The organism is Billgrantia gudaonensis (genome assembly GCF_900100195.1).
Classification (GTDB): Bacteria; Pseudomonadota; Gammaproteobacteria; order Pseudomonadales; family Halomonadaceae; genus Halomonas; species Halomonas gudaonensis.
Window position 1 is genome coordinate 104,069 of sequence record NZ_FNES01000005.1, and the last position, 24,033, is coordinate 128,101.

A 24,033-nucleotide genomic window follows, 5' to 3' on the forward strand; every position below is an offset into this window, starting at 1 on the left:
GACCAAAGGCAGTCTCAGCGAAGTCCGGGCAGGTGAGGTACCATCGATGACGCTATGATGAGTCCACCATGACGTGACGACGAGGAGTTAGCATGATCGACGAGCGCCGTCGTTTCTTCCTGCGCCAGGGCCTGCTGGGCCTGGTCGTGCTGCCGCTGGGTGCGGGCATGCTGGCTCGGCGCCCAGCGGCTCAGGAGCTGCCGTATCTGGATCCCGAGCGGGAAGAAGCGCGCGCCCTCGGCTACGTGGAAAACGCCCGCGAAGCCGACGGCCATCCCGGCTACAGCGCTGGCGAGACGTGCCGCAACTGCCTGTTCTTCGAAGCGAACACCCAAGGGTGTCAGATCTTCCCGCAGTACCGGGTGACGCCCGACGGCTGGTGTCAGTCCTGGGCACCGGCCGACTGAGCCGCTGTCACCCGAGGCGCCGGTCATTCAGTGGCGGACCTTCTCTTCCTCCTCGTCATCGGGCAGCGGCCAATGATAGCGACGCGCCACGCTGCCGTCCTCGAGCAGCGACTCCAGCTTGACCGGAAAGCCCCATAGCTGATGCAGGTGGCGCATCACCGGGTAGACGGTGCGCGCCAGCGGACGACGGTTGTCCTGGACGTGACGCAGCGTCAACGAACGATCCCCGCGGATGTCCGCGGCATAGACCTGGATGTTGGGTTCGCGTACGGCCAGGGCGTGCTGGGCGGCGAGCGCCTCACGCACGCGGCGATACCCCCGCTCGTCGTGAATCGCCGTCACCTCCAGCATCTCGTCCTGGTCGTCGTCGACCACGGTGAACAACTTGAGATCGCGGATCACCTTGGGCGACAGGAACTGCTGGATGAAGGACTCATCCTTGAAGTTCTTCATGGCGAAATGCACGGTCTCGAGCCAGTCGCTGCCGGCGGTATCCGGGAACCACTCGCGATCCTCCGCAGTGGGCTGCTGGCACATGCGCTGAATGTCGGAGAAGATGGCGAATCCCAACGCATAGGGATTGATACCGCCGTAGTAGGGGCTGTCGAAGGGCGGCTGGCTGACCACGGCGGTATGCGACTGAAGGAACTCGAGCATCACCCCCTCGTCGACTAGCCCTTCGTCGTAGAGGCGGTTCATCAGGGTGTAGTGCCAGAACGACGCCCACCCCTCGTTCATCACCTGGGTCTGGCGCTGGGGGTAGAAGTACTGGGCGAGCTTGCGCACGATGCGCACGATCTCGCGCTGCCAGGGTGCCAGCAGCGGCGCATTCTTCTCGATGAAGTAGAGCAGGTTCTCCTGCGGCTCTGGCGGATAGCGCTCGCCGCGATGCAGGCCCAACGGATCCTCATCGTCACCCAGACTGCCAGGCAGCGTATCGCCATCCTGGCGGCCGGGAATGGTCCGCCACAGGGTGTTCACCTGGGCCTGAAGGTACTCCTCGCGCTCCTTCTGACGTCGCGCTTCCTCCTCGGCAGAGATCGGCGAGGGGCGCTTGTAGCGATCGACCCCGTAATTCTGCAGTGCATGGCAGGCATCCAGCAGTTGCTCGACGGCGTTCACGCCGTGGCGTTCCTCGCACTCGGCGACGTATTTACGCGCGAACACCAGGTAGTCGACGATGGAGCTGGCATCCGTCCAGGTACGAAACAGGTAGTTGCCCTTGAAGAAGGAATTGTGCCCGTAGCAGGCATGCGCCATCACCAGGACCTGCATCATCAGGGTGTTCTCCTCCATGAGGTAGGCGATGCAGGGGTCGGAATTGATCACCAACTCGTAGGCCAGGCCCATCTGGCCCCGTCGATAGGCCTGCTCCACGGCGAGGAACTGCTTGCCGTAGGACCAGTGATGATAGCCCACCGGCATGCCCACGCTGGCGTAGGCGTCCATCATCTGCTCGGTGGTGATGATCTCGATCTGATTGGGATAGGTATCCAGGCGGTACTCGTCGGCCAGGCGGGCCAGCTCCTGCTCGTAGGCCTCCAGGACCTCGAAGGTCCAGTCGGATCCGGTGGCGATGGGGGTACGACGCATCATGTTGCCTCCTCGGCCGGCTACTGGGCGGCGCGGCGCTTGAACAGCTCGCGGAAGACCGGGTAGATGTCGCCGGCCTCGACGATCTGGCGCATGGCAAAGCGTTCGGGAAATTCGCCGGCTACCGTTTCGTACTCCTCCCACAGTGCCTGATGGGCATGAGGCGTGATTTCCACGTAGGTGAAGTACTGCAAACGCGGCATCAACTGCTCCAACAGCAGCTTGCGGCAGGTCACCGAGTCGTCGTCCCAGTTGTCGCCATCGGAGGCCTGAGCCACGTAGAGATTCCACTGCGAGGGTGGGTAGCGCTGGGTGACGATCTCGTCGACCAGCGAGAGCGCACTGGAGACGATGGTGCCGCCGGTTTCACGCGAATAGAAGAATTCCTCTTCATCGACCTCCTTGGCCGCCGTGTGGTGACGCACGAAAACCAGCTCGACCTTCTCGTAGCTGCGTTCGAGGAAGAGATAGAGCAACAGGAAAAAGCGCTTAGCGATGTCCTTGTGGGCCTGGGTCATCGACCCCGACACGTCCATCACGCAGAACATCACCGCCTTGCTCGAGGGCTGTGGCTGGTTGATCAGGTGGTTGTAGCGCAGGTCGTAGGTATCGATGAACGGCACCGCCTCGAGGCGCTGTTCGAGGCGCTCGATCTCCGCCTTTAGCTCATTGATCCGAGCCGGGTTGCGCAGCACAGGATCCTTGCTCTCCTCCTCTTCCAGCGCCTCGCGCGCCTCGCGCAGGGCGCGGCGAATCGGAGCGCGCATGGCGATGCGTCTGGCGTGGGCCTCGCGCATGGAACGCACGATGTTGATCCTGGCCGGCACCCCGTCCCGCGAGACGCCCGCCCGGACCGGCCGCACCTCATCGAGGTCGACCAGGTTCTTGCGCTCCAGGTGCGGCAATTCCAGGCCGTCGAAGACGAAATCGAGGAACTCTTCCCGAGATAGGGTGAAGGCGAACTCGTCCATGCCTTCGCCCTGGTTGGAGGCACCACCCTCGCCGGCACCGCCCCCTTTGCCACCGCCCGGACGCTGCAGGCGGTCGCCCTCGACGAACTCCTTGTTACCGGGACTGACGATGGCGCGCTTGCCACCTGGGCCATGCTGAAACACTGGCTCGGAGATGTCCCGGGTGGGAATCGAAACCTTCTCGCCTCGCTCCATGTCGGTGATCGAGCGTCGGTTGACCGCCTCTTCCACCGAGCGCTTGATGTGCGTCCGATAGCGATCGAGAAAACGCTGACGATTGACGGCACTCTTGTGCTTGGCGTTGGCACGCCGATCGATGAAATAGGTCATGCGGACCTCCCTCTCGGCGGCGCTGTTCGACACGGGGAGGAGCGGCCGATACGCCCCCTCTGCCCGTAGCCCGTAGCCCGTAGCCCGTAGCCCGTAGCCCGTAGCCGCCAGGCTACTGCGACTTGCGCACGCGCAGGTACCACTCGGAGAGCAGGCGGACCTGCTTCTCGGTATAGCCACGCTCCTTCATGCGTGCCACGAAGTCCTCGTGCTTCTTCTGGTCGGCCGAGGACGCCTTGGCGTTGAAGGAGATCACCGGCAGCAGCTCCTCGGTGTTGGCGAACATCTTGTGCTCGATCACTCCGCGCAGCTTTTCGTAGGACTGCCAGCTCGGATTCATGCCGTTGTTCTGGGCACGTGCCCGCAACACGAAATTGACCACCTCGTGGCGGAAATCCTTGGGATTGGAGATGCCGGCGGGCTTCTCGATCTTTTCGAGCTCCTCGTTCAAGGCCTGGCGGTCGAGGAATTCGCCGGTCTCGGGGTCGCGATACTCCTGATCCTGGATCCAGAAATCCGCGTAGGTGACGTAGCGGTCGAAGATGTTCTGGCCGTACTCGGAGTAGGACTCGAGATAGGCCGTCTGGATCTCCTTGCCGATGAAGTCCACGTAGCGCGGCGCCAGGAACTCCTTGATGAAGCGCAGGTAGCGCTCGAAGGTCTCGCGCGGCAGCTGCTCCTGCTCGAGGCGCTGCTCGAGCACGTAGAGCAGATGCACCGGGTTGGCCGCCACCTCGTGATTGTCGAAGTTGAACACCTTGGAGAGGATCTTGAAGGCGAAGCGGGTCGAGAGCCCATCCATGCCTTCGTCCACGCCGGCGGCATCGCGATATTCCTGGATCGACTTGGCCTTGGGATCGGTATCCTTGAGATTCTCGCCGTCATACACGCGCATCTTGGAGTAGATGCTCGAGTTCTCCGGTTCCTTGAGCCGCGAGAGCACCGAGAACTGTGCCAGCATCCGCAGCGTATCCGGCGCACAGGGCGCCTCGGAGAGCGAGGAGTGCTCGAGCAGCTTCCGGTAGATGTTGATCTCCTCGGTCACCCGCAAGCAGTAGGGCACCTTGACGATGTAGACACGATCGAGGAATGCCTCGTTGTTACGGTTGTTGCGGAAGGTCTGCCACTCGCTCTCGTTGGAATGGGCGAGAATGATGCCATCGAAGGGAATGGCGCCCATGCCTTCGGTGGGGTTGTAGTTGCCCTCCTGGGTGGCAGTCAACAGCGGATGCAGCACCTTGATCGGCGCTTTGAACATCTCGATGAACTCCATCAGACCCTGGTTGGCCTTGCACAGGCCCCCGGAGAAGCTGTACGCATCCGGATCGTCCTGGGAATAGAGCTCGAGCTGACGAATGTCGACCTTGCCCACCAGCGACGAGATGTCCTGGTTGTTCTCGTCGCCCGGTTCTGTCTTGGAGATGGCGATCTGATTGAGCCGCGAGGGATAGAGGCGCACCACGCGGAACTGCGAGATGTCACCGCCGTACTCCTTGAGCCGTTTGGCGGCCCAGGGCGACATCACGCTCTTCAATTGACGGCGGGGGATGCCGTACTCCTTCTCCAGCAGCTCGCCGTCCTCTTCCGGCGAAAACAGCCCCAGCGGCGACTCGTAGACCGGCGAGCCCTTGATGGCGTAGAAGGGCACGCGCTCCATCAGCAGCTTGAGTCGCTCGGCCAGCGACGACTTGCCGCCACCCACCGGTCCCAGCAGGTAGAGGATCTGCTTGCGCTCTTCCAACCCCTGGGCGGAATGGCGGAAGTAGGCGACGATCTGTTCGATCGCCTCCTCCATGCCGTAGAACTCGGAGAACGCCGGATAGCGGCGGATCACCTTGTTGGAGAAGATCCTCGAGAGCCGCGAATCCTTGGCCGTATCGATCACCTCGGGCTCGCCGATGGCCTCGAGCATGCGCTCGGCGGCACTGGCGTAGACCATGGGGTCCTCGCGACACAGCTCCAGGTACTCCTGCAGGGTCATCTCTTCCTGCTGGACACGCTCGAAGCGATTCTGCACATGATCGAAGATGCTCATCGAAGCCTCCTGTTTTCTCACCCTCGGACCCTCAAGATGAGCGCCCCGGGTTGTCCATCAGCCTAGACAGCTTTGCGGAGTCATGTGATCCGCGCCGAGTCAACGCTGTAGACACTACTCATGAGAACGCAGGGAAAGCGCAGGGTTCGATGAGCGAAAGACGGGAGCAATAAACGCTGCAAGGACGCTTTACGCATTGACGGCAGCTTCCGATGCCACTGCCGCCGGAACTCACGACGCCGATCGCTCGCCCGTTACAGCGCCGCCGCCACGCGCGTGCCCTGCTCGATGGCACGCTTGGCATCCAGTTCGGCCGCCTCGTCCGCACCGCCGATCAGGTGAGTTTCGATGCCACTGGCGGTCAGCGGCTCCAGCAGTTCGCGCACGGGCTCCTGACCAGCACAGATCACCACGCTGTCCACCGCCAGGCAGCGCTCCTCTCCTTCGTGCCGGACATGCAGGCCGGCCTCGTCGATGAACAGGTACTCGCAACCCGCCAGCGTCTCCACATCACGATGCCTGAGCGAGGCGCGATGCACCCAGCCGGTGGTCTTGCCGAGCCCCTTGCCCGGCTTGGACGTCTTGCGCTGCAGGAGCGCGACCCGACGCGGCACCGCAGGTCGCTGCGGGGCGACGATGCCGCCGGGCTCGGCAACGCTGAGGTCGACCCCCCATTCGGCACACCAGGCCTCGCGATCCAGCGCCGGGCTTCCGGCATGCGTCAGCAGCTCGGCCACGTCGAAACCGATGCCGCCTGCACCGATGATCGCCACGCGCGGCCCCACTCGCTCGGGGTGCTGGATGGCCGTTGGGTAGTCGAGCACGCAGGGATGACCGATACCCGGCAGGTCGAGCGCGCGCGGTCGCACTCCGGTGGCCAGCACCACGGCTTCGAAAGCCTGCAGGGTCTGGGCATCGACATCGGTACCCAGGCGCAGCACGACGCCGTGCTTGTCGAGCATCACGCGGAAGTAGCGCAGCGTCTCGGCGAACTCTTCCTTGCCGGGAATGCGGCGCGCCAGGTTGAATTGCCCACCCAGCTCAGCATTGCGTTCGAAGAGCGTCACCCGATGTCCGCGCCTCGCTGCGGTGACCGCCGCGGCCAGGCCGGCGGGCCCTCCGCCGACCACGGCAATCTCACGGGGCGCGTCGGCGGGCTCGACGATGATCTCCGTCTCGTGACACGCCTGGGGATTGACCAGACACGAGGTGAGCTTGCCCTGAAAGGTATGATCCAGGCAGGCCTGGTTGCAGGCGATGCAAGTATTGATCTCGTCGCCGCGCCCTTCAGCCGCCTTGCTCACCCAAGCCGGGTCGGCGAGGAAAGGGCGCGCCATGGAGACCATGTCGGCATGCCCCTCGGCGAGCACCCGTTCCGCCACCTCGGGCATGTTGATGCGGTTGGTCGTGATCAGCGGCACGCTGAGCTCGGCCTTCATGCGTCGGGTCACCTCGGTGAAGGTGGCCCGCGGCACGCTGGTGACGATGGTCGGCACCCGCGCCTCGTGCCAGCCGATGCCGGTGTTGATCAAGTCCGCTCCGGCGGCCTCGATGGCACGCCCCAGAGCCACCACCTCATCGAAGGTGCTGCCCTCCTCCACCAGATCGATCATCGACAGGCGAAAGATCAGCAGGAAGTCGTCTCCCACCGCCTGACGAATGCGCGACACGATCTCCACGGCAAACCGCATGCGGTTCTCGAACGTCCCACCCCAGCGGTCGGAACGCCGGTTGGTGCGCCGGCACAGGAACTGGTTGATCAGATAGCCCTCCGACCCCATCACCTCGACGCCGTCGTAACCGGCTTCACGCGCCAGAGTGGCGCAGCGCACGTAGTCGTCGATCTGCCGCTCAACCTCGTCGCCATCCAGTTCGCGCGGCACGAAGGGGTTGATCGGCGCCTGCAGCGGCGAGGGCGCCACCAGCTCCGGCGAATAGGCATAGCGCCCCGCATGCAGAATCTGCAGGCAGATGCGCCCTCCCTCCGCATGCACCGCCTCCACTACCTGGCGATGATCGGCCACCTGCATGGGATGCTCGAGCGTTGCCGCCCCTTGAAAGACCGCACCTTCGGAGTTGGGAGCGATGCCCCCCGTGACGATCAGGCCGACGCCATGGCGGGTTCGTTCGGCATAGAAGGTCGCCAGGCGGGCAAAGCCGTCCGGCGCTTCTTCCAGGTTAGTGTGCATCGAGCCCATCAGCACCCGGTTGGGAAGCGTCAGATGGCCCACCTCGAGAGGGCGAAACAGATGCGGAAAATGCACGTCGGAATCCTCCTGGTGTTTGCGCCGCGGCGCTGCCGCACCGCCATTTCAAACAACTGTATGATAGATGGCGAGGAAGCGCAAAACCATGCCGAACCGACACCTGGCCTGGCGCGACGCACTGCACGGGACGTTCGGACGAAAGCGAGACGGGGAAGAATGACAGCGAGGCGTGGGCGATCGCCCACGAACGAAGACCCCGAGCCGCTGGGCTCGGGGTCGAAATTCGCGATGGCGGACCGGACGGGACTCGAACCCGCGACCTCCGGCGTGACAGGCCGGCATTCTAACCGACTGAACTACCGGTCCGCATGGTGGGTGATACCGGACTCGAACCAGTGACCCCCAGCATGTGAGGCTGGTGCTCTAACCAACTGAGCTAATCACCCACGATTACCGCTTGTCGTCGCTGCCGTGGCGGACCGGACGGGACTCGAACCCGCGACCTCCGGCGTGACAGGCCGGCATTCTAACCGACTGAACTACCGGTCCGCAGCATGCTTCCACGTGATCGACAACGCCTCAGGCGATGATGGTGGGTGGTACAGGGTTCGAACCTGTGACCCCCAGCTTGTAAGGCTGGTGCTCTCCCAACTGAGCTAACCACCCCGGACACGTGGCGCTGCATTCTACAGGCCCCCGGCCGCTTGTCAACGCCTTTCCACCCTTGGCAATACTGCCGGCTCCGCATCGCCGGCCCCGCTCCCCTGGAGATGACGAACCGGGCACGACGGGCAATGAAAAACTGCCACTCGCCGCCCGCCCGCCTGTGGCGCAATGTCGCACCCCGGTTGGAGCACTCCATCACCGGCCAGCACCGGAGGATGCAGCAATGTCCCGCAAACCGGGACTCCGGCCTTGCCTAGTGACCAAAAACTCGACGCACGTCAAAGTCTCGGCACGGTTTTTCCCTTGGACCGTGTTTCGGTGGACAAGTCGGCTGCGCTAGAATTCGCTCTGTTTTGACCTGCATTACCCTACCGGGGGCGTCGACTGCGGCACTCTGCCGCGGGCGGCTCTCGTTACCGCGTTCGATGGGAATCTGACATGAGCACAGCATTAGAGCACCCGACCTACAACTACAAGGTAGTTCGGCAGTTCGCGATCATGACAGTGGTGTGGGGCATCGTTGGCATGCTCCTCGGTGTCATCCTTGCCGCACAGCTGGTATGGCCGCAACTCAATCTCGACCTACCTTGGACCAGCTTCGGTCGCTTGCGTCCGTTGCACACCAATGCCGTCATCTTCGCCTTCGGCGGCTCGGCCCTCTTCGCCACCTCGTATTACGTCGTACAGCGCACCTGCCAGACGCGCCTGTTCGCCGACAAGCTGGCGGCCTTCACTTTCTGGGGCTGGCAAGCCGTCATCCTCTCGGCGGTCGTCACCCTGCCGCTCGGCTACACGACCACCAAGGAGTACGCCGAGCTGGAGTGGCCGATCAACATCCTGATCGCCGTGGTCTGGGTCAGCTATGCCATCGTCTTCCTGGGCACCATCAAGCTGCGTCGAACTTCCCATATCTACGTGGCCAACTGGTTCTTCGCCGCCTTCATCCTCACGGTGGCCGTACTGCACATCGTCAACAACCTCTCCATTCCGGTCACCGCGTTCTATTCGACATCGATTTACGCCGGCACCATCGATGCCATGGTGCAGTGGTGGTACGGGCACAATGCGGTGGGCTTCTTCCTGACCGCCGGCTTCCTGGGGATGATGTACTATTTCGTGCCCAAGCAGGCCGAGCGTCCGGTCTACTCCTACCGTCTGTCCATCGTGCACTTCTGGGCGCTGATCATGGTCTACATGTGGGCCGGTCCGCACCACTTGCACTACACTGCCCTGCCCGACTGGGCGCAGTCTCTGGGCATGATCATGTCGATCATCCTTCTGGCCCCCTCCTGGGGCGGCATGATCAACGGCATGATGACCCTCTCCGGCGCCTGGCATAAGCTGCGCACCGACCCCACCCTGCGCTTCCTGGTGGTCGCCCTGTCGTTCTACGGCATGTCCACCTTCGAGGGCCCGATGATGGCGGTGAAGACCGTCAACGCGCTCTCCCACTACACCGACTGGACCATCGGCCACGTGCACGCCGGCGCTCTGGGCTGGGTAGCGATGATCACCATCGGCTCCATGTACCACCTGATCCCGCGCCTGTTCGGTCGCACCGAAATGCATTCGGTGGGCCTGATTGCCGTGCACTTCTGGCTCGCCACCATCGGCACCGTGCTCTACATCGCTTCCATGTGGGTCAACGGCATTCTGCAGGGTCTGATGTGGCGCGCCATCAACCCCGACGGGACGCTGATGTACACCTTCATCGAGGCGGTCGAGGCCAGCGGCCCCGGCTACATCGTGCGCCTGGTCGGCGGCCTCTTCTGGGTCGTGGGCATGCTGATCATGGCCTACAACGTCTTCATGACGGTCAAGCGCAGCGAAGCCGCGCGTCAGCCGATTCCGCAGACCGCCTGAACAACCGGGGATACCAAGACCAATGAGACACGAGATCGTCGAAAAGAACGTGGGCCTGCTGGCCGTGCTGATCCTGGTGGTGATCAGCTTCGGCGGCCTGGCCGAGATCGTGCCGCTGTTCTTCCAGAAACAGACCACGGAACCGGTCGACGGCCTGCGCCCGCTCTCCGCTCTGGAACTGGAAGGCCGCGACATCTATCGCCGGGAAGGTTGCGTCGGCTGTCATTCGCAGATGATTCGCCCCTTCCGCGCCGAAACTGAGCGCTACGGCCACTACAGCGTGGCCGGGGAGTTCATCTACGACTTCAACTTCCTGTGGGGCTCCAAGCGCACCGGCCCCGACCTCGCCCGGGTGGGTGGACGCTACAGCGACGACTGGCACCGTGCCCACATGTACAACCCCCGCGACGTGGTGCCGGAATCGATCATGCCCGCCTACCCCTGGCTGTTCGAGAACACGCTGGACGGTGAAGACACGCCCAAGAAGATGCGCACCCTGCGTGCCCTTGGCGTGCCCTACACCGACGAGCAGATCGAGAACGCCACCAGCGAGGTGCGCGGCGAGCAGGAGATCACAGCGCTGATCGCCTATCTGCAACAACTGGGTACCGTGCTCGAGGGCACACGTTGATCATGGATACCGGAACCTTTCGCGGCATCATCACCGGCCTGCTGATACTCGCCTTCCTGGGCATCACCGCCTGGGCCTATTCGCGGCGACGCAAGCCGGATTTCGACGAAGCGGCCAACCTGCCCTTCGCCGATGAAGATGACACCCACGACCGTGACCACCGCCCCGCGACTCGTCACGACGAGACATCGTACGAGGCCGGTTCCCGACCCGCCGATTCCCGCCAAGACAGGGGAGACAGGAACGCATGAACAATCTTTGGGACGACTCCCTTTCCGGGTTCTGGAGCGCCTGGATCATCGTCATCACGCTAGGCTCGCTGGTGTTCGCCTTCTGGCTGCTGTACGCCAACCGCAAGACCGACAAGACGCCGGACGCCGAAGGCAACGTCGAGACCACGGGCCACGCCGCCGATGGCATCGAGGAGTACGACAATCCGCTGCCACGCTGGTGGCTGCAGCTCTACATTGGCACCATCGTCTTTTCGCTGGGCTATCTGCTGCTCTATCCGGGGCTTGGCAACTTCGCCGGCCTGCTGGGCTGGACCCAGGAAGGCCAATGGGAAGAAGAAGTGGCGCGTGCCGAGGAACGCTTCACGCCGATCTTCGCCCAGTATCAGGAAGTGCCGATTCCCGAGCTGGCGCAGGATGACGAGGCGATGCAGGTGGCCGAGCGCATCTACCAGAACAACTGTGCGGTGTGTCACGGCGCCAATGCCGAAGGCGGCTACGGCTTCCCCAACCTCACCGACGACGATTGGCTCTACGGTGGCGAGCCGGAGCAGATCGTGACCAGCCTGGAGCAGGGACGCAATGGCCTGATGCCCTCCTGGCAGCAGCTCGGCGCGGAGAACATCGAGAACGTGACCCAGTTCGTGCTCTCGCTCTCCGGTCTGGAGCACGACGCCGAACGAGCCGAGCAGGGCGCCTCGACCTACGCTTCCGTGTGCACCGCCTGCCACGGACCCGAAGGCACCGGCAACCAGGGGTTGGGTGCACCGAACCTGACCAACGACACCTGGCTCTACCAGGCGCCGGGGCAGAGCGTCGCCGACTCGATCCGCCAGACCCTGCGTAACGGTCGCAACGGCCACATGCCGGCCCAGGAAGCCTACATCGGCGAAGAGCGCGTCCATCTGGTCGCTGCCTACGTCTACAGCCTGAGCCAGGAAGACTGAGCCCGACACGGCAGGGTGCGGCCTCCCGTCGCACTCTGCCGATCCCCGTGCCCGCCCCGGTACAATGAGGCGACCATCATCGCTTGCCTAACCCAGGCTCCCGCCGCGAGTTCGCCATGAGAGACGAGATCCCGACCCGAGACGTGACCCCGGACCCCGTGGGCCACTTCGCGCCGCGTGGCAAAACGCCACACCACGCCAACCAGCAGGAGATGTACGCCCGGCGTCGCCACATCTACGTGCGCGAGATCAAGGGCGTCTTCCAGCGCCTCCGCCGCAGCGCCAACTGGCTGCTGATGCTGGCCTTCTTCGGGCTGCCCTGGGTGCAGTGGGGCGACCGGCCGCTGATCTGGTTCGATCTTCCCTCACGGGAGTTCCATCTCTTCGCCGCGACCTTCTATCCGCAGGAGTTCATGCTGCTGTCGTGGCTGCTGATCATCTGTGCTTTCGGGCTCTTCTTCATCACCGTCTTCGCCGGGCGCGTATGGTGCGGCTATACCTGCCCGCAAAGCGTTTGGACCTTCCTGTTCATCTGGGTGGAACATCGCCTGGAAGGCCCGCGCAATCGCCGCATCAAGCTCGACCGCGCCGCCATGGATGCCGAAAAAGCGTGGCGCAAGACCGGCAAGCACATCATCTGGCTGGCCATTGCCGCCGCTACCGGCATCACTTTCGTCGGCTACTTCACGCCGATTCGGCAACTGGTCGTGGAACTGCCCACATTGTCCGCCCACGGCTGGTCCTACTTCTGGGTCGGGTTCTTCACCGTATTCACCTACCTCAATGCCGGCTGGCTGCGTGAGCAAGTGTGCATCTACATGTGCCCCTATGCGCGCTTCCAGTCCGTGATGTTCGACGCCGACACCCTAATCGTCTCCTACGATGCAGCGCGCGGCGAGCCCCGCGGCCCCCGCAAGCGCAGCCTCGGCCATGAAGACGCACGAGCCGCAGGGCACGGCGACTGCATCGACTGCGATCTATGCGTGCAGGTCTGTCCCACCGGTATCGACATCCGCGACGGCCTGCAGTACGAATGCATCACCTGTGCCGCCTGCATCGACGCCTGCGACAGCGTCATGGACAAGATGGGCTATCCGCGCGGGCTGATTCGCTACACCACCGAGAACGCCCTGGAGGGCAAGAAGTCCCATATCCTGCGGCCGCGTCTGCTCGGCTACCTGGCGGCTCTGGTCGTGATGATCGGGCTGTTCGCCTGGGCGGTGAGCGACCGCAGTCTGGTAGGCATCGACGTCGAGCGCGAACGCGGCCAGCTCTACCAGATGACGCGCGAAGGGCGAATCAGCAACGTCTACACTCTCAGGGTGCGCAATCTCGACCGTGTGGCACACGACTACCGCCTCTCCGTCAGCGGACTGCCGGGACTGACCCTCGACACCGACACGCTTCGCGTGCCCGGCGGGGAGTCGCGCCTGGAAGTGATCGAGGTCACCGCCGCACCCGAGGTGATCGAACAGCCCAGCCACGCCATACAGCTACGACTGCAGTCGCTGCAGAATGACGACATTTCCCTGACGCATGAGATCCGCTTCCTGGGAGACGCCCGGAGATGACCATGGAATCGCACTCCATCACGCCGTGGTACAAGCAGTTCTGGCCCTGGTTCCTGATCGGCCTGCTATTCAGTGCCATCAGCGTCAGCACCACGTTCGCCGTGCTCTCGGTACGCTCCTTCGATGGCATGGTGCAGGACGACTACTACGAGCACGGCACGGCCATCAACATGGTGCTGGCCAAGCAGCGCCGTGCCGCGGAGCTCTCGCTCGCCGCCGACCTGCGCATCGATCCCCTGACCAGCGACATCATCGTCGACCTGGAGGGAGAGGCCCGCCCCGAGCGACTCCACCTCGAACTGATCTTCCCGACCCGCGGCGATCGCGACCAGGAATTCACTCTCGAACACGCCCGCGACGGTCGCTATCTCGGCCAGGCACCGGACAACCTGCGCTATCGCTGGTACCTGCAACTGCAACCCAGCCAGGAGGATCCCGAGTGGCGCCTGGTGGGAGAGGCCGACTTCCCCAGCGAAGGGGGCTTCGCCCTGACGCCGGCCCTGCCCGGGCGCGATTGATGGCCATCTTCGTCACCCTTCATGCCGGTTGCCATGTCCGTATCCCTCGCTGACGCTGCCGTCGCCGACTGCTACCACTGCGGCAACCCGGTGCCGGCCAACGCCTCCTGGTCGATCACCCTCGCCGACGAGCGCCATCCGCTGTGCTGCCCCGGCTGCGAAGCGGTCGCCCATGCCATCATCGACGGCGGCCTGGAAAGTTACTATCGCTTTCGCACCGAGCTGCCCGAACGTCCCGACGAGGGCCAGACGGTGAAAGCCGAAACCTGGGCGGTATTCGACGACCCGGGACTGCAGAGCGAGTTCGTGCACCCGGAAGGCGACAGCGGCTTCGTCCATGCCACACTGGCCGTGGACGGCATCACCTGTGCTGCCTGTGCCTGGCTGATCGAGCACCGTCTGAACGCACTCGATGGCGTCACCACCAGCGCCGTCAACCTCAGCCACCATCGCGTGCGCGTCAGCTGGGATCCTGACCGGTTGAAGCTCTCGCGCCTGCTCGCCGAACTCGCCGCCATCGGCTACACCGCCCAGCCGTACGAGCCGGATCTCGCTCAGCAGCGGCTGCAGTTCGAGGAGCGCATGACGGTACGGCGCCTGATCGTGGCCGCGGTGGGCATGGCCCAGGTCATGATGTTCTCGATTCCCATCTACGTGTCCGCCCCGGGGGCCATCAGCGCCGACTTCCTGGCGCTCTTCCACTGGCTCTCATTCGCCCTGGCCACCCCGGTCGTGTTCTTCTCGGCCATGCCGTTCTTTCGCAATGCGCTGCGCGACGTTCGTGCCCGGGTATTGGGCATGGACGTGCCGGTCTCGATCGCCGTCGGCGGCGCCTATCTCGCCAGCGGCTATGCCGTACTCACCGGCACCGGTGAGGTGTATTTCGACTCGGTGGCGATGTTCACCTTCTTCCTGCTGTTCGGGCGCTACGTGGAGGCACGTGCACGTCGGCGCAGCGGACATACCGGCAATGCCCTCGCTGGCGCCCTGCCGCTCTCGGCCGTGCGCCTCGAGCCGAGCGGTGAAGAACGCATCCTGCCGGCCAACCAGTTGGTCAGCGATGACCGGGTGCTGGTCAAGCCGGGCCACAGCGTGCCCGCCGATGGCGTCATCGAGGAAGGCGAATCGAGCCTCGACGAGTCGATGCTCACCGGCGAGTATCAGCCGGTCACCCGGGGCATCGGCGACAGCGTTACCGGCGGCAGCCTGAACATCGACGGTCCGCTGACGGTGCGCGTCACCCACGCCGGCAAGGATGCTCGCGTGGCACGCATCGTCGACCTCACCGACCGCGCTTTCGCCAGCCGCCCGCGTCTCGCCCAACTGGCCTCGCGCATGGCGCACCTGTTCGTGCTGCGCCTGCTGTTCGTGACGCTCGGCGTGGCCACCGTATGGTGGTTCATCGACCCCGGCCGGGTCCTCTGGGTCACGCTTTCCGTGCTGGTGGTGACCTGCCCCTGTGCGCTGGCGCTGGCCACGCCGACGGCACTCACCGCCGGTCATGGCCAGCTGCGTCGCCGTGGCGTCCTGGTCACCCGCGCCGACGCCATCGAGACCCTTTCCCAGGTCGACCGCATCATCTTCGACAAGACCGGCACCCTGACCTGTGGCGAGATGCAATTGGTCGAGACGCGCCCTCTCGGCCAGCTGCCGGCCGCACGGGCCCGGTCCATGGCGGCAGCTCTCGAAGCGCACTCCGAACACCCCATCGCCCGCGCCTTTCGTCCCTGGCGCGGCGCCGAGCCGATTGCCCGCGAACGCAGTAGCGTCACCGGCCAGGGCGTGAGCGGGCTGATCGACGGCATCCCCTGGCGGCTCGGCAAACCCGCCTTCGCCGCCCCCGATCATGACCCGACGCCCCCCGGTGACGGTACCTGGCTGCTGCTCGCGGAGGCCGGCGAACCTCGAGCGTGGTTCGCCCTGCACGACCGCCTGCGCGAGGACGCCGCCGAGACGATCGCCACCCTGATCGAACGTGGCATTGCCGTCGAGCTGCTCTCCGGCGACACCCAGACCGCCGTTGCGTCCCTTGCCGGCCAGCTCGGCATCCCCGACTGGCGTGCCGGCGCCAGCCCCGAGGACAAGCTGGCCCACATCCGTCGGCGCCAGGCCGAGGGACACACGGTCGCCATGGTTGGCGACGGCATCAACGATGTCCCGGTCCTGGCCGGCGCCGACGTCTCGCTGGCCATGAACGGCGCCACCGACCTGGCTCGCACCAGCGCCGATGCCGTCTTGCTCGGTCCGCGTCTGGGTCGTATCGTCGAGGCCGTCGAGATCGCCCGTGCCACGCGCCGCATCATGCGCCAGAACATGATCTGGTCGGTCTGTTACAACGCCTCGGCTCTCCCGCTGGCAGCGCTGGGCATCGTGCCTCCCTGGGTAGCCGCCTTGGGCATGTCGACCAGCTCGCTGGTGGTGGTGGGCAACGCCCTGCGTCTCGGCCGTTTTCGCCGTACCCACGCCACCGATCCATCTTCTGCCGCCCGCCCGGTGACCGCATGAGCATTCTCTACCTGCTGATTCCTCTCTCTCTGATCTTGCTGGGCCTCGCCGTGTGGGCCTTCTTCTGGGCAGTCAAGAACGACCAGTTCGACGACCTCGAGGGCCCCGCCCACCGTATCCTCTTCGACGAGGACGAAAACGACCTCACGCCGGAAGAACGCAAGCGCCGCCGCGAACGCCGCAACGCGACGGACGTCGACTCACCCTCCGAACGCGACGACCGCTGATGGACCCGACCGGCCTCGACCTGCCGCCGCTGGCCGCCGCTTTCGTGTTCGGCCTGCTGGGGGGCGCACACTGCATCGGCATGTGCGGCGGCATCATGAGCGCGCTGACCTTTGCCGTACCGCCCAGCATGCGTTCGCCGGCACGCCTCTCGGGTCTGCTGCTCGGCTACAACGCCGGACGCATCGCCAGCTACATGGTCGCCGGTGCGCTGGTGGCCAGCCTCGGCACCCTGCTCGCACTGAGTACCCAACTGCGCTTGGTACTGCAGGCCTTCGCTGCCGTCATGCTGATCCTGATGGCGCTCTACATCGCCGACTGGTGGAAGGGGCTGCTCAAGGTCGAAGCGCTGGGCAAGCGACTGTGGAAGCATCTCGAGCCCATTGGCCGCCGGCTGATGCCGGTGGTCAAGGTTCCTCAGGCAGTGGCACTGGGAGCCATCTGGGGCTGGCTGCCCTGCGGCCTGGTCTACTCCATGCTGGCCTGGAGCCTGGCGGTTGCCGACCCCTGGCATGGCGCCGCGCTGATGGGCGCCTTCGGCCTGGGAACCCTGCCCGCCCTGCTCGTCACCGGGCTGGCCGCGCGCCAGATGGGGGCCCTGATTCGCCATCCGGCCACGCGCAGCGTGGCCGCCTTGACGATCATCGGCTTCGCGCTTTGGCAGCTCGGGACGCTGCTGCCCCTGAACAGCCACACCCTGGCGCATTGAGGCGGGAATTCTTCGCCATTGCACTTCGTTTGACGCAGCTCAATCCGCCTCGGACGGGCGCCCGCTAGCATGAAGACACTTCTCGCCATGCCGGAGTGCCCCATGCTCGTCTCCGCGACGTCAGCCCATCGAGAGATGCCCGAGCTCCCTGCCTGGGACGACGCTACGCTGCGTCGCTATGCCAGCGGCGGCGACTCCTATTGCTGCTATCCGACCCCCGGGGCCTTTCGCAGCGACTTCGGCGAGCCGGACCTGGAGGCCGCCCTGGCGCGCAGCAACCGCCATGGACGTCCTCTCGCGCTGTACGTGCACCTGCCGTTCTGCCGCAAGATCTGCTTCTACTGCGATCGTTCCAAGGTCGCGACCAAGCTCACCCGGCTGGCCGATCCCTACATTTCCCGCCTGGACCGCGAGATGGTCCTGGCTCGCCGCCACCTGGATACCGGACGCGAGATCGAGCAGCTGTACTGGGGCGGTGGCACGCCCACCTTCCTCTCCCTTGACCAGATGAGCGACCTGATCGACCGGCTCGACGCGCGTTTCGGCCTGTCGGGCAGTCGCGATAGGGATTACGCCATCGAGGTCGACCCGCGGGAAGCCGACGTCTTCACCCTGCGCCATCTACAGGCGCTGGGTTTCAACCGCCTGAGCCTGGGCGTGCAGGACCTCGACCCGAAGGTACAACGCGCCGTCAATCGCGTTCAGCCGCGAATCCTCACCGAGGCATTGATCGACGAGGCCGACCGCCTGGGCTTTCGTTCGCTCAACCTGGACTTGATCGCAGGCCTTCCCGGCCAGACCTGCGACAGCTTCGCGGCGACCCTGGAGCAGATCATCGCCATGGCGCCACCGCGCCTGCGGGTGATCGACTACGTCCACCAGCCGCAACACTTTCCCGTCCAGCGGTGCATCCAAGCCGAGGCACTGCCCGATACCGCCGAACGTCTCGCCATCCTGCGTACCACCGTTGCTCAGCTGACGGCCGCGGGTTACGTGCATCTCGGCCTGGACCAGTTCGCCCGCCCCGAAGACAGCCTTGCCATCGCCCAGCGTCAGGGCCGGCTCGCACGCGGCCTGCAAGGGTACTCCGACAGACCCACCGACGACCTGCTGGGACTTGGCGTCTCGGCTTACTCCCGCATCGACGATACCTACAGCCGCAATCCCTTCGACCTGGCCGCCTACGAAACCGCCCTCGACGCCAGCCACCTGCCGGTCGCCCAGGGCCTGCGCCTGACTTTCGACGACCGAGTGCGACGCCATGCCATCGAGCGGCTGCTGTGCGACATGGCGCTGGATCTCGATGCCGTGGGCGAACATTTCGACCTGGACGCCACACGCTACTTCGCCGAGGCGCTGCGCCGCCTCGAAGCTCCCCTCCGCGACGGCCTGGTGGAACGCCAGGGCAATCGCCTGCTGGTCACGCCACTGGGCCGCTTGCGCGCCGCATGCCTGGCCCACGCCTTCGACGCCCGTCACAGCCCCCCACCTGGCGAACCAGCGCCTTCCCCGGCCTAGGGGGAACCGCAAAGTTCCCCACTTGTCTGCGTCCAATCGTCGCATCCGCCATTTTCCCGCGCTGCAGAATGCTCCATAATGACGCCATGATCACGACGAGGAGGTGGCCATGGCTGTCAATGCGGCCAGCAAGCGGCGCTCGCTGTTGCACGAAACCCGTTGTCAGAACTGCAGCTTGAGTTCCCTGTGCCTGCCTCTGGCGCTCGAGATCGAGGACATGGAACAGTTCGATGCGATCATTCGCCGCCGCGCGCCCCTCAAGAAGGGGGAGGCACTGTTTCGTCAGGGCAGCGGCTTCAACAGCGTCTATGCGGTACGCTCAGGCAGTCTCAAGCAGATCACTACCGAAGGCTCGGGAGAGGATCAGGTCACCAACTTCTACCTGCCCAGCGAGTTGGTGGGGCTCGACGGCATCGACGAGCAGGCCTACCCGGGCAGCGTGATCGCCCTGGAGACCACCACGGTCTGCGAGATCCCTTTCGACCGCCTCGACTCGTTGTCCGAGCAGTTGCCCGAGCTGCGCGGCCAGCTCTACCGCAGCATGAGCAAGGAACTGCGCGACGATCGGCGCATGATGCGCCTGCTCTCACGCAAGACCGCCGACCAGCGTCTGGCGAGCTTCTTCACCAGCCTCTCCGACCGCTTTCGCCGGCGCGGCTATTCGCCCTACAGCTTCCGCCTCTCCATGTCGCGCGCGGACATCGGCAACTACCTGGGGCTGGCGGTGGAAACCGTCAGCCGTATCCTCGGACGCTTCCAGCAGCAGAAGCTGGTGGAAGTCTCGGGACGCGAAGTCAACATCCTCAACCTGGAGGCGCTGATCGAACAGGCTCAGGAAGAGCACTGAAACGCGCCGACCAGACCAACGCGCCCCCACTGTGACCCAGCGGGGGCGCGTTGCGTCGGTTGCCGCTTGGCTCAGAGTTCGTTGCGAAGCGCGATGCGATCGGCCTGCATGCGCGCCTGCCTTTCCTCCAGCCCCTGAAAATCGAAAAGCTCACGGTCGGCGAGCTGTGACGGCGCCACGTTGGTGACCGCCTTGAACAGACTCTCCAAACGACCGGGGTGCTTGGCTTCCCACTCGGCCAGCATCTCCTTGGCGGCCTGACGTTGCAGGTTGGGCTGGGAACCGCACAGGTTGCAGGGAATGATCGGAAAATCCATCAACCGGGCGAACTCCGCGATGTCCGCTTCGCGACAATAGGCCAGCGGGCGGATCACGATGTTCTTGCCGTCGTCGGAGAGCAGTTTGGGCGGCATCGCCTTGAGGCTGCCACCGAAGAACAGGTTGAGGAACAGCGTCTCGAGGATGTCTTCGCGATGGTGACCCAGCGCCACCTTGGTGGCACCGATCTCCTCGGCGAAGCCGTAGAGCGAGCCGCGCCGCAGGCGTGAACAGAGCGCACAGGTCGTCTTGCCTTCCGGCGTCTTCTCCTTGACCACCGAGTAGGTGTCGCGCTCGAGGATGTGGTAGTCGACCCCGGTCGATTCCAGGTATTCCGGCAACACGTGCTCGGGAAAGCCAGGCTGTTTCTGGTCGAGATTGACGGCCGTCAGCGAGAAGTTCACCGGTGCGTTGCGCTGCAGATTGCGCAGAATCTCCAGCATCGTGTAGCTATCCTTGCCGCCGGACAGGCACACCATCACCTTGTCGCCCTCGCGGATCATGCCGTAATCGATGATGGCATTACCCACCTGGCGGCGCAGGCGCTTCTGCAGCTTGTTGAATTCCCGCCGCCCCTTGGCGCCGAGTCGCGCCAGCGGCGAGCCGCCGTCCGCCGTTTCGGCATGGGAATTGGGGGCGGATGCGGCATGGTCGGTCTCAGGGGCGAGCGGATCGAAGGTCACGACGTCTTGCATGGTCACGGCGCTGCCAGGGTCGGGTGGATGACGGCCGCCATGCTACCACTGCCGGCGCCGCCTGGCACGCCGCACGGCGGCCTCTCCAGGGTAATCGTGGGCAGCGATGCCTGCCGGGGACGATCCATCGGCAAGGTCTGCGTGGAGGTGCCGCGGCCCCTTGCCTGACGGTCTCACGCCTCCTGGTGGCGTGCGCCTGCCGTGCGCTCCAGGCGCAGGTACATGAGCGCCGTTGTCACCGCATCGCCCAGTGCCGTATGACGTCCCATCACCGGCACCCCCAGGGACTTGGCCACGGTCTCGAAGCGCAACCCCGCGGCATCGGCCTCTACGTGGCTGCGCCGCAGTTGCCGGAAATAGAGCTGGGAGACATCGATGCCGCTATTGGGGAGGTCGAAACCGAAACGCGGGCGCAGCTGACGATCGAGCACGGCCAGAATGAAATCGAGGTGCCAGCCCAACAGGGGACGATTGCCGATGAAGTCGAGCAGGCGAACCAGCGCTCGCTCGAGTTGCTCGCCATCGTCCAGGTCGACGCCGCGCAGGCCGTGGATACGAATGGAGTCGCCGGACAGCGTCGCCGGCCGTTGCAGGCGCAGGTCCAGCGACTCACTGGTCAGAACGCGATCGCCGCGCACTTTCACCGCAGCGATGGCCACGGGCTCGGCAGTGCGGGTATCCACCCCCGTCGTCTCGCAGTCGATGGCAACCAGCTCGTCGCCGGTGTAGGGATGGAACAGCCAGCCATACTCGCCGTCCACGTGACGGCGGCGATCGCTGACCCGGCGCAAGGCTCGTAGCATGCCGATTGGCTCCTCTCGTTCGTCGTTGATGGTGTCGTGGCACGCTCGCCATGCGATGCCTGCCGGCAATCAGCTGTATTCCAGGTGATAACGGTGCGAAAGATGTTGCTTGAATTCCTTGACGATATGCAGCGCCTCGCGCAGCAGATCGCGCTCCAGCGACGACAGTTCCTGCACGACCACCCGGTTGGCATCCTTGCCCTCCAGATCGCCATCGAGCCGGGCCAGCTGCTGCTTGAGGCGCAGCTCGGTGAACAGCGACAGTGCCTCGCCGAGGTTCTCGGCGGTGCGCTCGTCGAGCCGCCCATCCGCCGCCAGAGCGTCCAGACGCTCCAGCGTCGAGGTGGGTTCGATGCGCCGCTCCAGCGCCATGGTGCGTACGCCATGGACGATGGGAAAGATCCCGCCCTTCTTGATGTCGATGCCGTGCTGAGGCTTCTTCAGCGAACCGAACAGCGTCAGCGGGGTGGAAAAGCGCAGCGCAGCACGAGCGAAGTAGGAGAGCAGCAGCTCGTCACGCGAACACTGCTCGAACAGCACGTCGCGCATTCGGTCGAGCAGCGCCGGATTGCCCGCCACGGCATGGCTGTCGAGCAGGATGGCGAGCTTCATCAGGCTGTCGCCGTCACGTGTCGCCGCCCACTTGACGATGCGCTGACGCCACTGCGATTCGGTGCCCACCCACTCGGGGTTGGAGACCATGATGTTGCCGGGGCAGGCAGGATAGCCCAGCTTGATGAGCGTGTCGGTCAGCGTCCGCATGCACTCGTCGAGGTCGGGCCACTCCAGGTCGTCCTCGAGGATCAGAGCGTTATCCTGATCGGTCTTGAGGATCTGTTCGCCACGCCCTTCGCTACCCATGACCACCAGGCAGCTGTGCGAGTGGTAGCGCTGCTCGATCAGGAAATTCCACGCCTTGGACATGATGCGGCCGTTGAGCGCGGCCAGTAGCTCCATGGCGAAGCGCAGCTTGACTCCCTGAGCCATCAGCGCCTTGACCAGTTCCGGCGTACGGTGGCTGGCGCGGGTCAGGGCTTCCAGGCTGCCCGCCTGCTCGACCTGCAGGCTGACCACGTAGCTGCGGCTGGAGAAGAAGCTCAGCACGTCGGTGAGTTCGACCACGCCGCTGGGAACCCCCTGCTCCATCACCACCACGCGCTCCACCTTGTGGCGGGTCATGATCACCAGGGCCTCGAAGAGATACTGTGCCGGCAGGACCGTGACCAGCTCGAAATGCGCCACCTCCAGCACGGGCCGATCCTGGCTAAGGCCGTCGAGCACCAGGGCATTGAGCAAATCGGTCTTGGTCACCATGCCCGCCCCGTGCGCCCCTTGCACGAGCAGGCTGTCGGCATGACTGTCGCGCAGGGTGGTCACCGCTTCGGCGATGGTCGCCTCGGGTCCCACGCATAGCGGCTCGCGCATGCACTCGCTGACCTTGGCCAACATGAAGCCAGCCATGGTCACGCCGCCTTCGGCCCGCTGTTCGGTCAACAGGCGTGTCTTGTGGGCCAGTGTCTGGCGGAAGAACTCGGCAAAGGCGGGGTAGTCGTCGCACAGCGCCAGGAACAGCGCCTTGGGCAGCAGATAGCAAAGGCTCTCCTGCTCGGCACGGAAACGGTACCGACTCTTGCCGTTGAGGATGCTGATGGCACCGAACAGGTCGCCCTGAGTGTAGTGGCCGATACGCTCGCGAGCCCCGGGCAGGGTGGTATCCAGCTCGGCGACTTCTCCCTTGTGGATCAGAAAGACGTATTCGCCCGACTGGCCGGTATCGAGAATGATCTCATCGCGGTCGAAGTAGGCCAGATCGACACCGTTGCGTATGCGCTCACGCCCCGCATCGTCCAGCAGCGTGAAGGGGGGCTGAGAGAGATCGATGTCCACCATGGCACTCTCCTCAAGAAGCGACGGCCACACGCCGGCGCTGGGGCCGTGTCGAAGCTGCGTTGCCGCGGGTTTGCTCGTTAACGACTCGATCGCGCGGTCGCAGTGTCGCCAGCGCCCTCCTCCAGCAAGGGAACCGGAGCCGAATCACCCGGTGCACGGCGGTTCATCAGGGCGACCTGCCAAGTGTTTCCACTGGCAGGGTAGCAAAAGGATCGTGGCAGAGAGTAGCTAGACAATCGTCCTAACGGAGGCCGCATTAGACGATCGTATTACAAGGCGATCGCTGTGATGACCTGTTTACATCGTCGCCCTATACCATCGTTCAATATTGCTTAACCCTCTTCCCGAAAAGTCCCATAGCACGCAATAAGCACTTGTTTATAAAGGAATAATATTTTCCGACTTGTATCGATATTCGTTCATGATACCAAAGTCTGGGATTTTTTTTCCGCGCTCATTGCCCAGTATTGCTAGTGAGTCATGTGAGGCTTTCCCTTGCCGGCCATCGCAAGGAACCGCAGGGATGCCATGACGACTTAGCGGCCTGGCTCGCC

The 24,033-nt window shown here is 64.5% G+C and carries 19 protein-coding genes and 4 tRNA genes; 12 read left to right on the forward strand and 11 right to left on the reverse strand.

Translation table 11 applies throughout. The features are described 5' to 3' along the window. Nucleotides 1-92 precede the first annotated feature (92 nt). On the forward strand, nt 93-407 hold the full coding sequence (locus BLP96_RS08050; RefSeq protein ID WP_089684911.1) for a high-potential iron-sulfur protein: 315 nt from the start codon (nt 93-95) through the stop codon (nt 405-407). A 27-nt stretch (nt 408-434) separates the two neighbouring features. On the opposite strand, the gene BLP96_RS08055 is transcribed toward BLP96_RS08050, so the two are convergent. The 8 genes from BLP96_RS08055 to BLP96_RS08090 all read right to left on the reverse strand — a co-directional run bounded on the left by BLP96_RS08055 (nt 435) and on the right by BLP96_RS08090 (nt 8,209). Further along, the gene (locus tag BLP96_RS08055) at nt 435-2,003 is read right to left on the reverse strand and encodes a SpoVR family protein (protein WP_089684913.1); all 1,569 of its coding nucleotides are present in this window, start codon (nt 2,001-2,003) and stop codon (nt 435-437) included. 17 nt (nt 2,004-2,020) lie between these two features. Further along, nucleotides 2,021-3,301 carry a YeaH/YhbH family protein gene (locus BLP96_RS08060; RefSeq protein WP_089684916.1) on the reverse strand — a complete coding sequence of 427 codons (1,281 nt, stop codon included), beginning with the start codon at nt 3,299-3,301 and terminating at the stop codon, nt 2,021-2,023. A gap of 112 nt (nt 3,302-3,413) precedes the next feature. Beyond that, nucleotides 3,414-5,336, reverse strand: coding sequence for a PrkA family serine protein kinase (locus tag BLP96_RS08065; RefSeq protein ID WP_089684918.1), 1,923 nt, complete (start codon nt 5,334-5,336; stop codon nt 3,414-3,416). Between the two features lie 254 nt (nt 5,337-5,590). Continuing rightward, nucleotides 5,591-7,600, reverse strand: a complete 2,010-nt coding sequence (locus tag BLP96_RS08070; protein ID WP_089684920.1) for an NADPH-dependent 2,4-dienoyl-CoA reductase — start codon at nt 7,598-7,600, stop codon at nt 5,591-5,593. A 232-nt stretch (nt 7,601-7,832) separates the two neighbouring features. Then, a tRNA-Asp gene (locus BLP96_RS08075) sits at nt 7,833-7,909 on the reverse strand. A gap of 3 nt (nt 7,910-7,912) precedes the next feature. Continuing rightward, nucleotides 7,913-7,989, reverse strand: a tRNA-Val gene (locus BLP96_RS08080). Between the two features lie 26 nt (nt 7,990-8,015). After that, nucleotides 8,016-8,092 (reverse strand) — tRNA-Asp (locus tag BLP96_RS08085). Nucleotides 8,093-8,133: 41 nt separating this feature from the next. Then, nucleotides 8,134-8,209: transfer RNA gene (locus BLP96_RS08090), tRNA-Val, on the reverse strand. Between the two features lie 438 nt (nt 8,210-8,647). Between BLP96_RS08090 and ccoN the strand changes: the two genes are divergently transcribed. The 11 genes from ccoN to fnr all read left to right on the forward strand — a co-directional run bounded on the left by ccoN (nt 8,648) and on the right by fnr (nt 19,773). Continuing rightward, entirely contained in the window at nt 8,648-10,072 is a 1,425-nt protein-coding gene (gene ccoN, locus BLP96_RS08095) for a cytochrome-c oxidase, cbb3-type subunit I (RefSeq protein ID WP_089684922.1), read from the forward strand. 22 nt (nt 10,073-10,094) lie between these two features. Next, entirely contained in the window at nt 10,095-10,703 is a 609-nt protein-coding gene (ccoO, locus tag BLP96_RS08100) for a cytochrome-c oxidase, cbb3-type subunit II (protein ID WP_089684924.1), read from the forward strand. 2 nt (nt 10,704-10,705) lie between these two features. Beyond that, nucleotides 10,706-10,954, forward strand: a complete 249-nt coding sequence (locus BLP96_RS08105) for a cbb3-type cytochrome oxidase subunit 3 (RefSeq protein ID WP_089684926.1) — start codon at nt 10,706-10,708, stop codon at nt 10,952-10,954. Further along, entirely contained in the window at nt 10,951-11,880 is a 930-nt protein-coding gene (gene ccoP, locus BLP96_RS08110) for a cytochrome-c oxidase, cbb3-type subunit III (RefSeq protein ID WP_089684928.1), read from the forward strand. The genes BLP96_RS08105 and ccoP overlap by 4 nt, the downstream gene beginning before the upstream one ends. 116 nt (nt 11,881-11,996) lie before the next feature. After that, nucleotides 11,997-13,451, forward strand: coding sequence for a cytochrome c oxidase accessory protein CcoG (ccoG, locus tag BLP96_RS08115; protein WP_089684929.1), 1,455 nt, complete (start codon nt 11,997-11,999; stop codon nt 13,449-13,451). 2 nt (nt 13,452-13,453) lie between these two features. Next, nucleotides 13,454-13,969, forward strand: coding sequence for a FixH family protein (locus BLP96_RS08120; RefSeq protein ID WP_089684931.1), 516 nt, complete (start codon nt 13,454-13,456; stop codon nt 13,967-13,969). A 33-nt stretch (nt 13,970-14,002) separates the two neighbouring features. Further along, nucleotides 14,003-16,474 carry a heavy metal translocating P-type ATPase gene (locus BLP96_RS08125; RefSeq protein ID WP_089684933.1) on the forward strand — a complete coding sequence of 824 codons (2,472 nt, stop codon included), beginning with the start codon at nt 14,003-14,005 and terminating at the stop codon, nt 16,472-16,474. Then, the gene (ccoS, locus tag BLP96_RS08130; protein ID WP_089684935.1) at nt 16,471-16,701 is read left to right on the forward strand and encodes a cbb3-type cytochrome oxidase assembly protein CcoS; all 231 of its coding nucleotides are present in this window, start codon (nt 16,471-16,473) and stop codon (nt 16,699-16,701) included. The genes BLP96_RS08125 and ccoS overlap by 4 nt, the downstream gene beginning before the upstream one ends. After that, a complete protein-coding gene (locus BLP96_RS08135) occupies nt 16,701-17,408 on the forward strand; it encodes a sulfite exporter TauE/SafE family protein (RefSeq protein ID WP_089684937.1) in 708 nt (235 codons plus the stop codon). Before ccoS ends, BLP96_RS08135 begins: the two co-directional genes overlap by 1 nt. Nucleotides 17,409-17,477: 69 nt before the next feature. Continuing rightward, nucleotides 17,478-18,926: an oxygen-independent coproporphyrinogen III oxidase gene (gene hemN, locus BLP96_RS08140; protein WP_422666811.1), complete on the forward strand. Its 1,449-nt coding sequence runs from the start codon at nt 17,478-17,480 to the stop codon at nt 18,924-18,926. A gap of 109 nt (nt 18,927-19,035) precedes the next feature. Next, a complete protein-coding gene (gene fnr, locus BLP96_RS08145; RefSeq protein ID WP_089684939.1) occupies nt 19,036-19,773 on the forward strand; it encodes a fumarate/nitrate reduction transcriptional regulator Fnr in 738 nt (245 codons plus the stop codon). 71 nt (nt 19,774-19,844) lie between these two features. Here the strand turns inward: fnr and ttcA are convergent, their stop codons facing one another. The 3 genes from ttcA to BLP96_RS08160 all read right to left on the reverse strand — a co-directional run bounded on the left by ttcA (nt 19,845) and on the right by BLP96_RS08160 (nt 23,479). Beyond that, nucleotides 19,845-20,786: a tRNA 2-thiocytidine(32) synthetase TtcA gene (gene ttcA, locus BLP96_RS08150; protein ID WP_089684940.1), complete on the reverse strand. Its 942-nt coding sequence runs from the start codon at nt 20,784-20,786 to the stop codon at nt 19,845-19,847. Between the two features lie 173 nt (nt 20,787-20,959). Beyond that, complete coding sequence (locus BLP96_RS08155) at nt 20,960-21,589, reverse strand: 3'-5' exonuclease (protein ID WP_089685165.1); 630 nt, start codon at nt 21,587-21,589, stop codon at nt 20,960-20,962. A gap of 69 nt (nt 21,590-21,658) precedes the next feature. Beyond that, nucleotides 21,659-23,479, reverse strand: coding sequence for a putative nucleotidyltransferase substrate binding domain-containing protein (locus BLP96_RS08160; protein ID WP_089684942.1), 1,821 nt, complete (start codon nt 23,477-23,479; stop codon nt 21,659-21,661). Nucleotides 23,480-24,033: the final 554 nt, after the last annotated feature.

What these genes read in the sequence shown, in the direction of transcription:
- BLP96_RS08125 (WP_089684933.1), top strand. Translation starts at nt 14,003, where the DNA reads ATGTCCGTATCCCTCGCTGACGCTGCCGTCGCCGACTGCTACCACTGC.
- BLP96_RS08055 (WP_089684913.1), bottom strand. Translation starts at nt 2,003, where the DNA reads ATGATGCGTCGTACCCCCATCGCCACCGGATCCGACTGGACCTTCGAG.
- ccoG (WP_089684929.1), top strand. Translation starts at nt 11,997, where the DNA reads ATGAGAGACGAGATCCCGACCCGAGACGTGACCCCGGACCCCGTGGGC.
- BLP96_RS08060 (WP_089684916.1), bottom strand. Translation starts at nt 3,301, where the DNA reads ATGACCTATTTCATCGATCGGCGTGCCAACGCCAAGCACAAGAGTGCC.
- ccoP (WP_089684928.1), top strand. Translation starts at nt 10,951, where the DNA reads ATGAACAATCTTTGGGACGACTCCCTTTCCGGGTTCTGGAGCGCCTGG.
- ccoO (WP_089684924.1), top strand. Translation starts at nt 10,095, where the DNA reads ATGAGACACGAGATCGTCGAAAAGAACGTGGGCCTGCTGGCCGTGCTG.
- BLP96_RS08050 (WP_089684911.1), top strand. Translation starts at nt 93, where the DNA reads ATGATCGACGAGCGCCGTCGTTTCTTCCTGCGCCAGGGCCTGCTGGGC.
- BLP96_RS08160 (WP_089684942.1), bottom strand. Translation starts at nt 23,479, where the DNA reads ATGGTGGACATCGATCTCTCTCAGCCCCCCTTCACGCTGCTGGACGAT.
- BLP96_RS08120 (WP_089684931.1), top strand. Translation starts at nt 13,454, where the DNA reads ATGGAATCGCACTCCATCACGCCGTGGTACAAGCAGTTCTGGCCCTGG.
- ccoS (WP_089684935.1), top strand. Translation starts at nt 16,471, where the DNA reads ATGAGCATTCTCTACCTGCTGATTCCTCTCTCTCTGATCTTGCTGGGC.
- fnr (WP_089684939.1), top strand. Translation starts at nt 19,036, where the DNA reads ATGGCTGTCAATGCGGCCAGCAAGCGGCGCTCGCTGTTGCACGAAACC.
- BLP96_RS08135 (WP_089684937.1), top strand. Translation starts at nt 16,701, where the DNA reads ATGGACCCGACCGGCCTCGACCTGCCGCCGCTGGCCGCCGCTTTCGTG.
- BLP96_RS08065 (WP_089684918.1), bottom strand. Translation starts at nt 5,336, where the DNA reads ATGAGCATCTTCGATCATGTGCAGAATCGCTTCGAGCGTGTCCAGCAG.
- BLP96_RS08155 (WP_089685165.1), bottom strand. Translation starts at nt 21,589, where the DNA reads ATGCTACGAGCCTTGCGCCGGGTCAGCGATCGCCGCCGTCACGTGGAC.
- hemN (WP_422666811.1), top strand. Translation starts at nt 17,478, where the DNA reads ATGAAGACACTTCTCGCCATGCCGGAGTGCCCCATGCTCGTCTCCGCG.
- ccoN (WP_089684922.1), top strand. Translation starts at nt 8,648, where the DNA reads ATGAGCACAGCATTAGAGCACCCGACCTACAACTACAAGGTAGTTCGG.
- ttcA (WP_089684940.1), bottom strand. Translation starts at nt 20,786, where the DNA reads ATGCAAGACGTCGTGACCTTCGATCCGCTCGCCCCTGAGACCGACCAT.
- BLP96_RS08105 (WP_089684926.1), top strand. Translation starts at nt 10,706, where the DNA reads ATGGATACCGGAACCTTTCGCGGCATCATCACCGGCCTGCTGATACTC.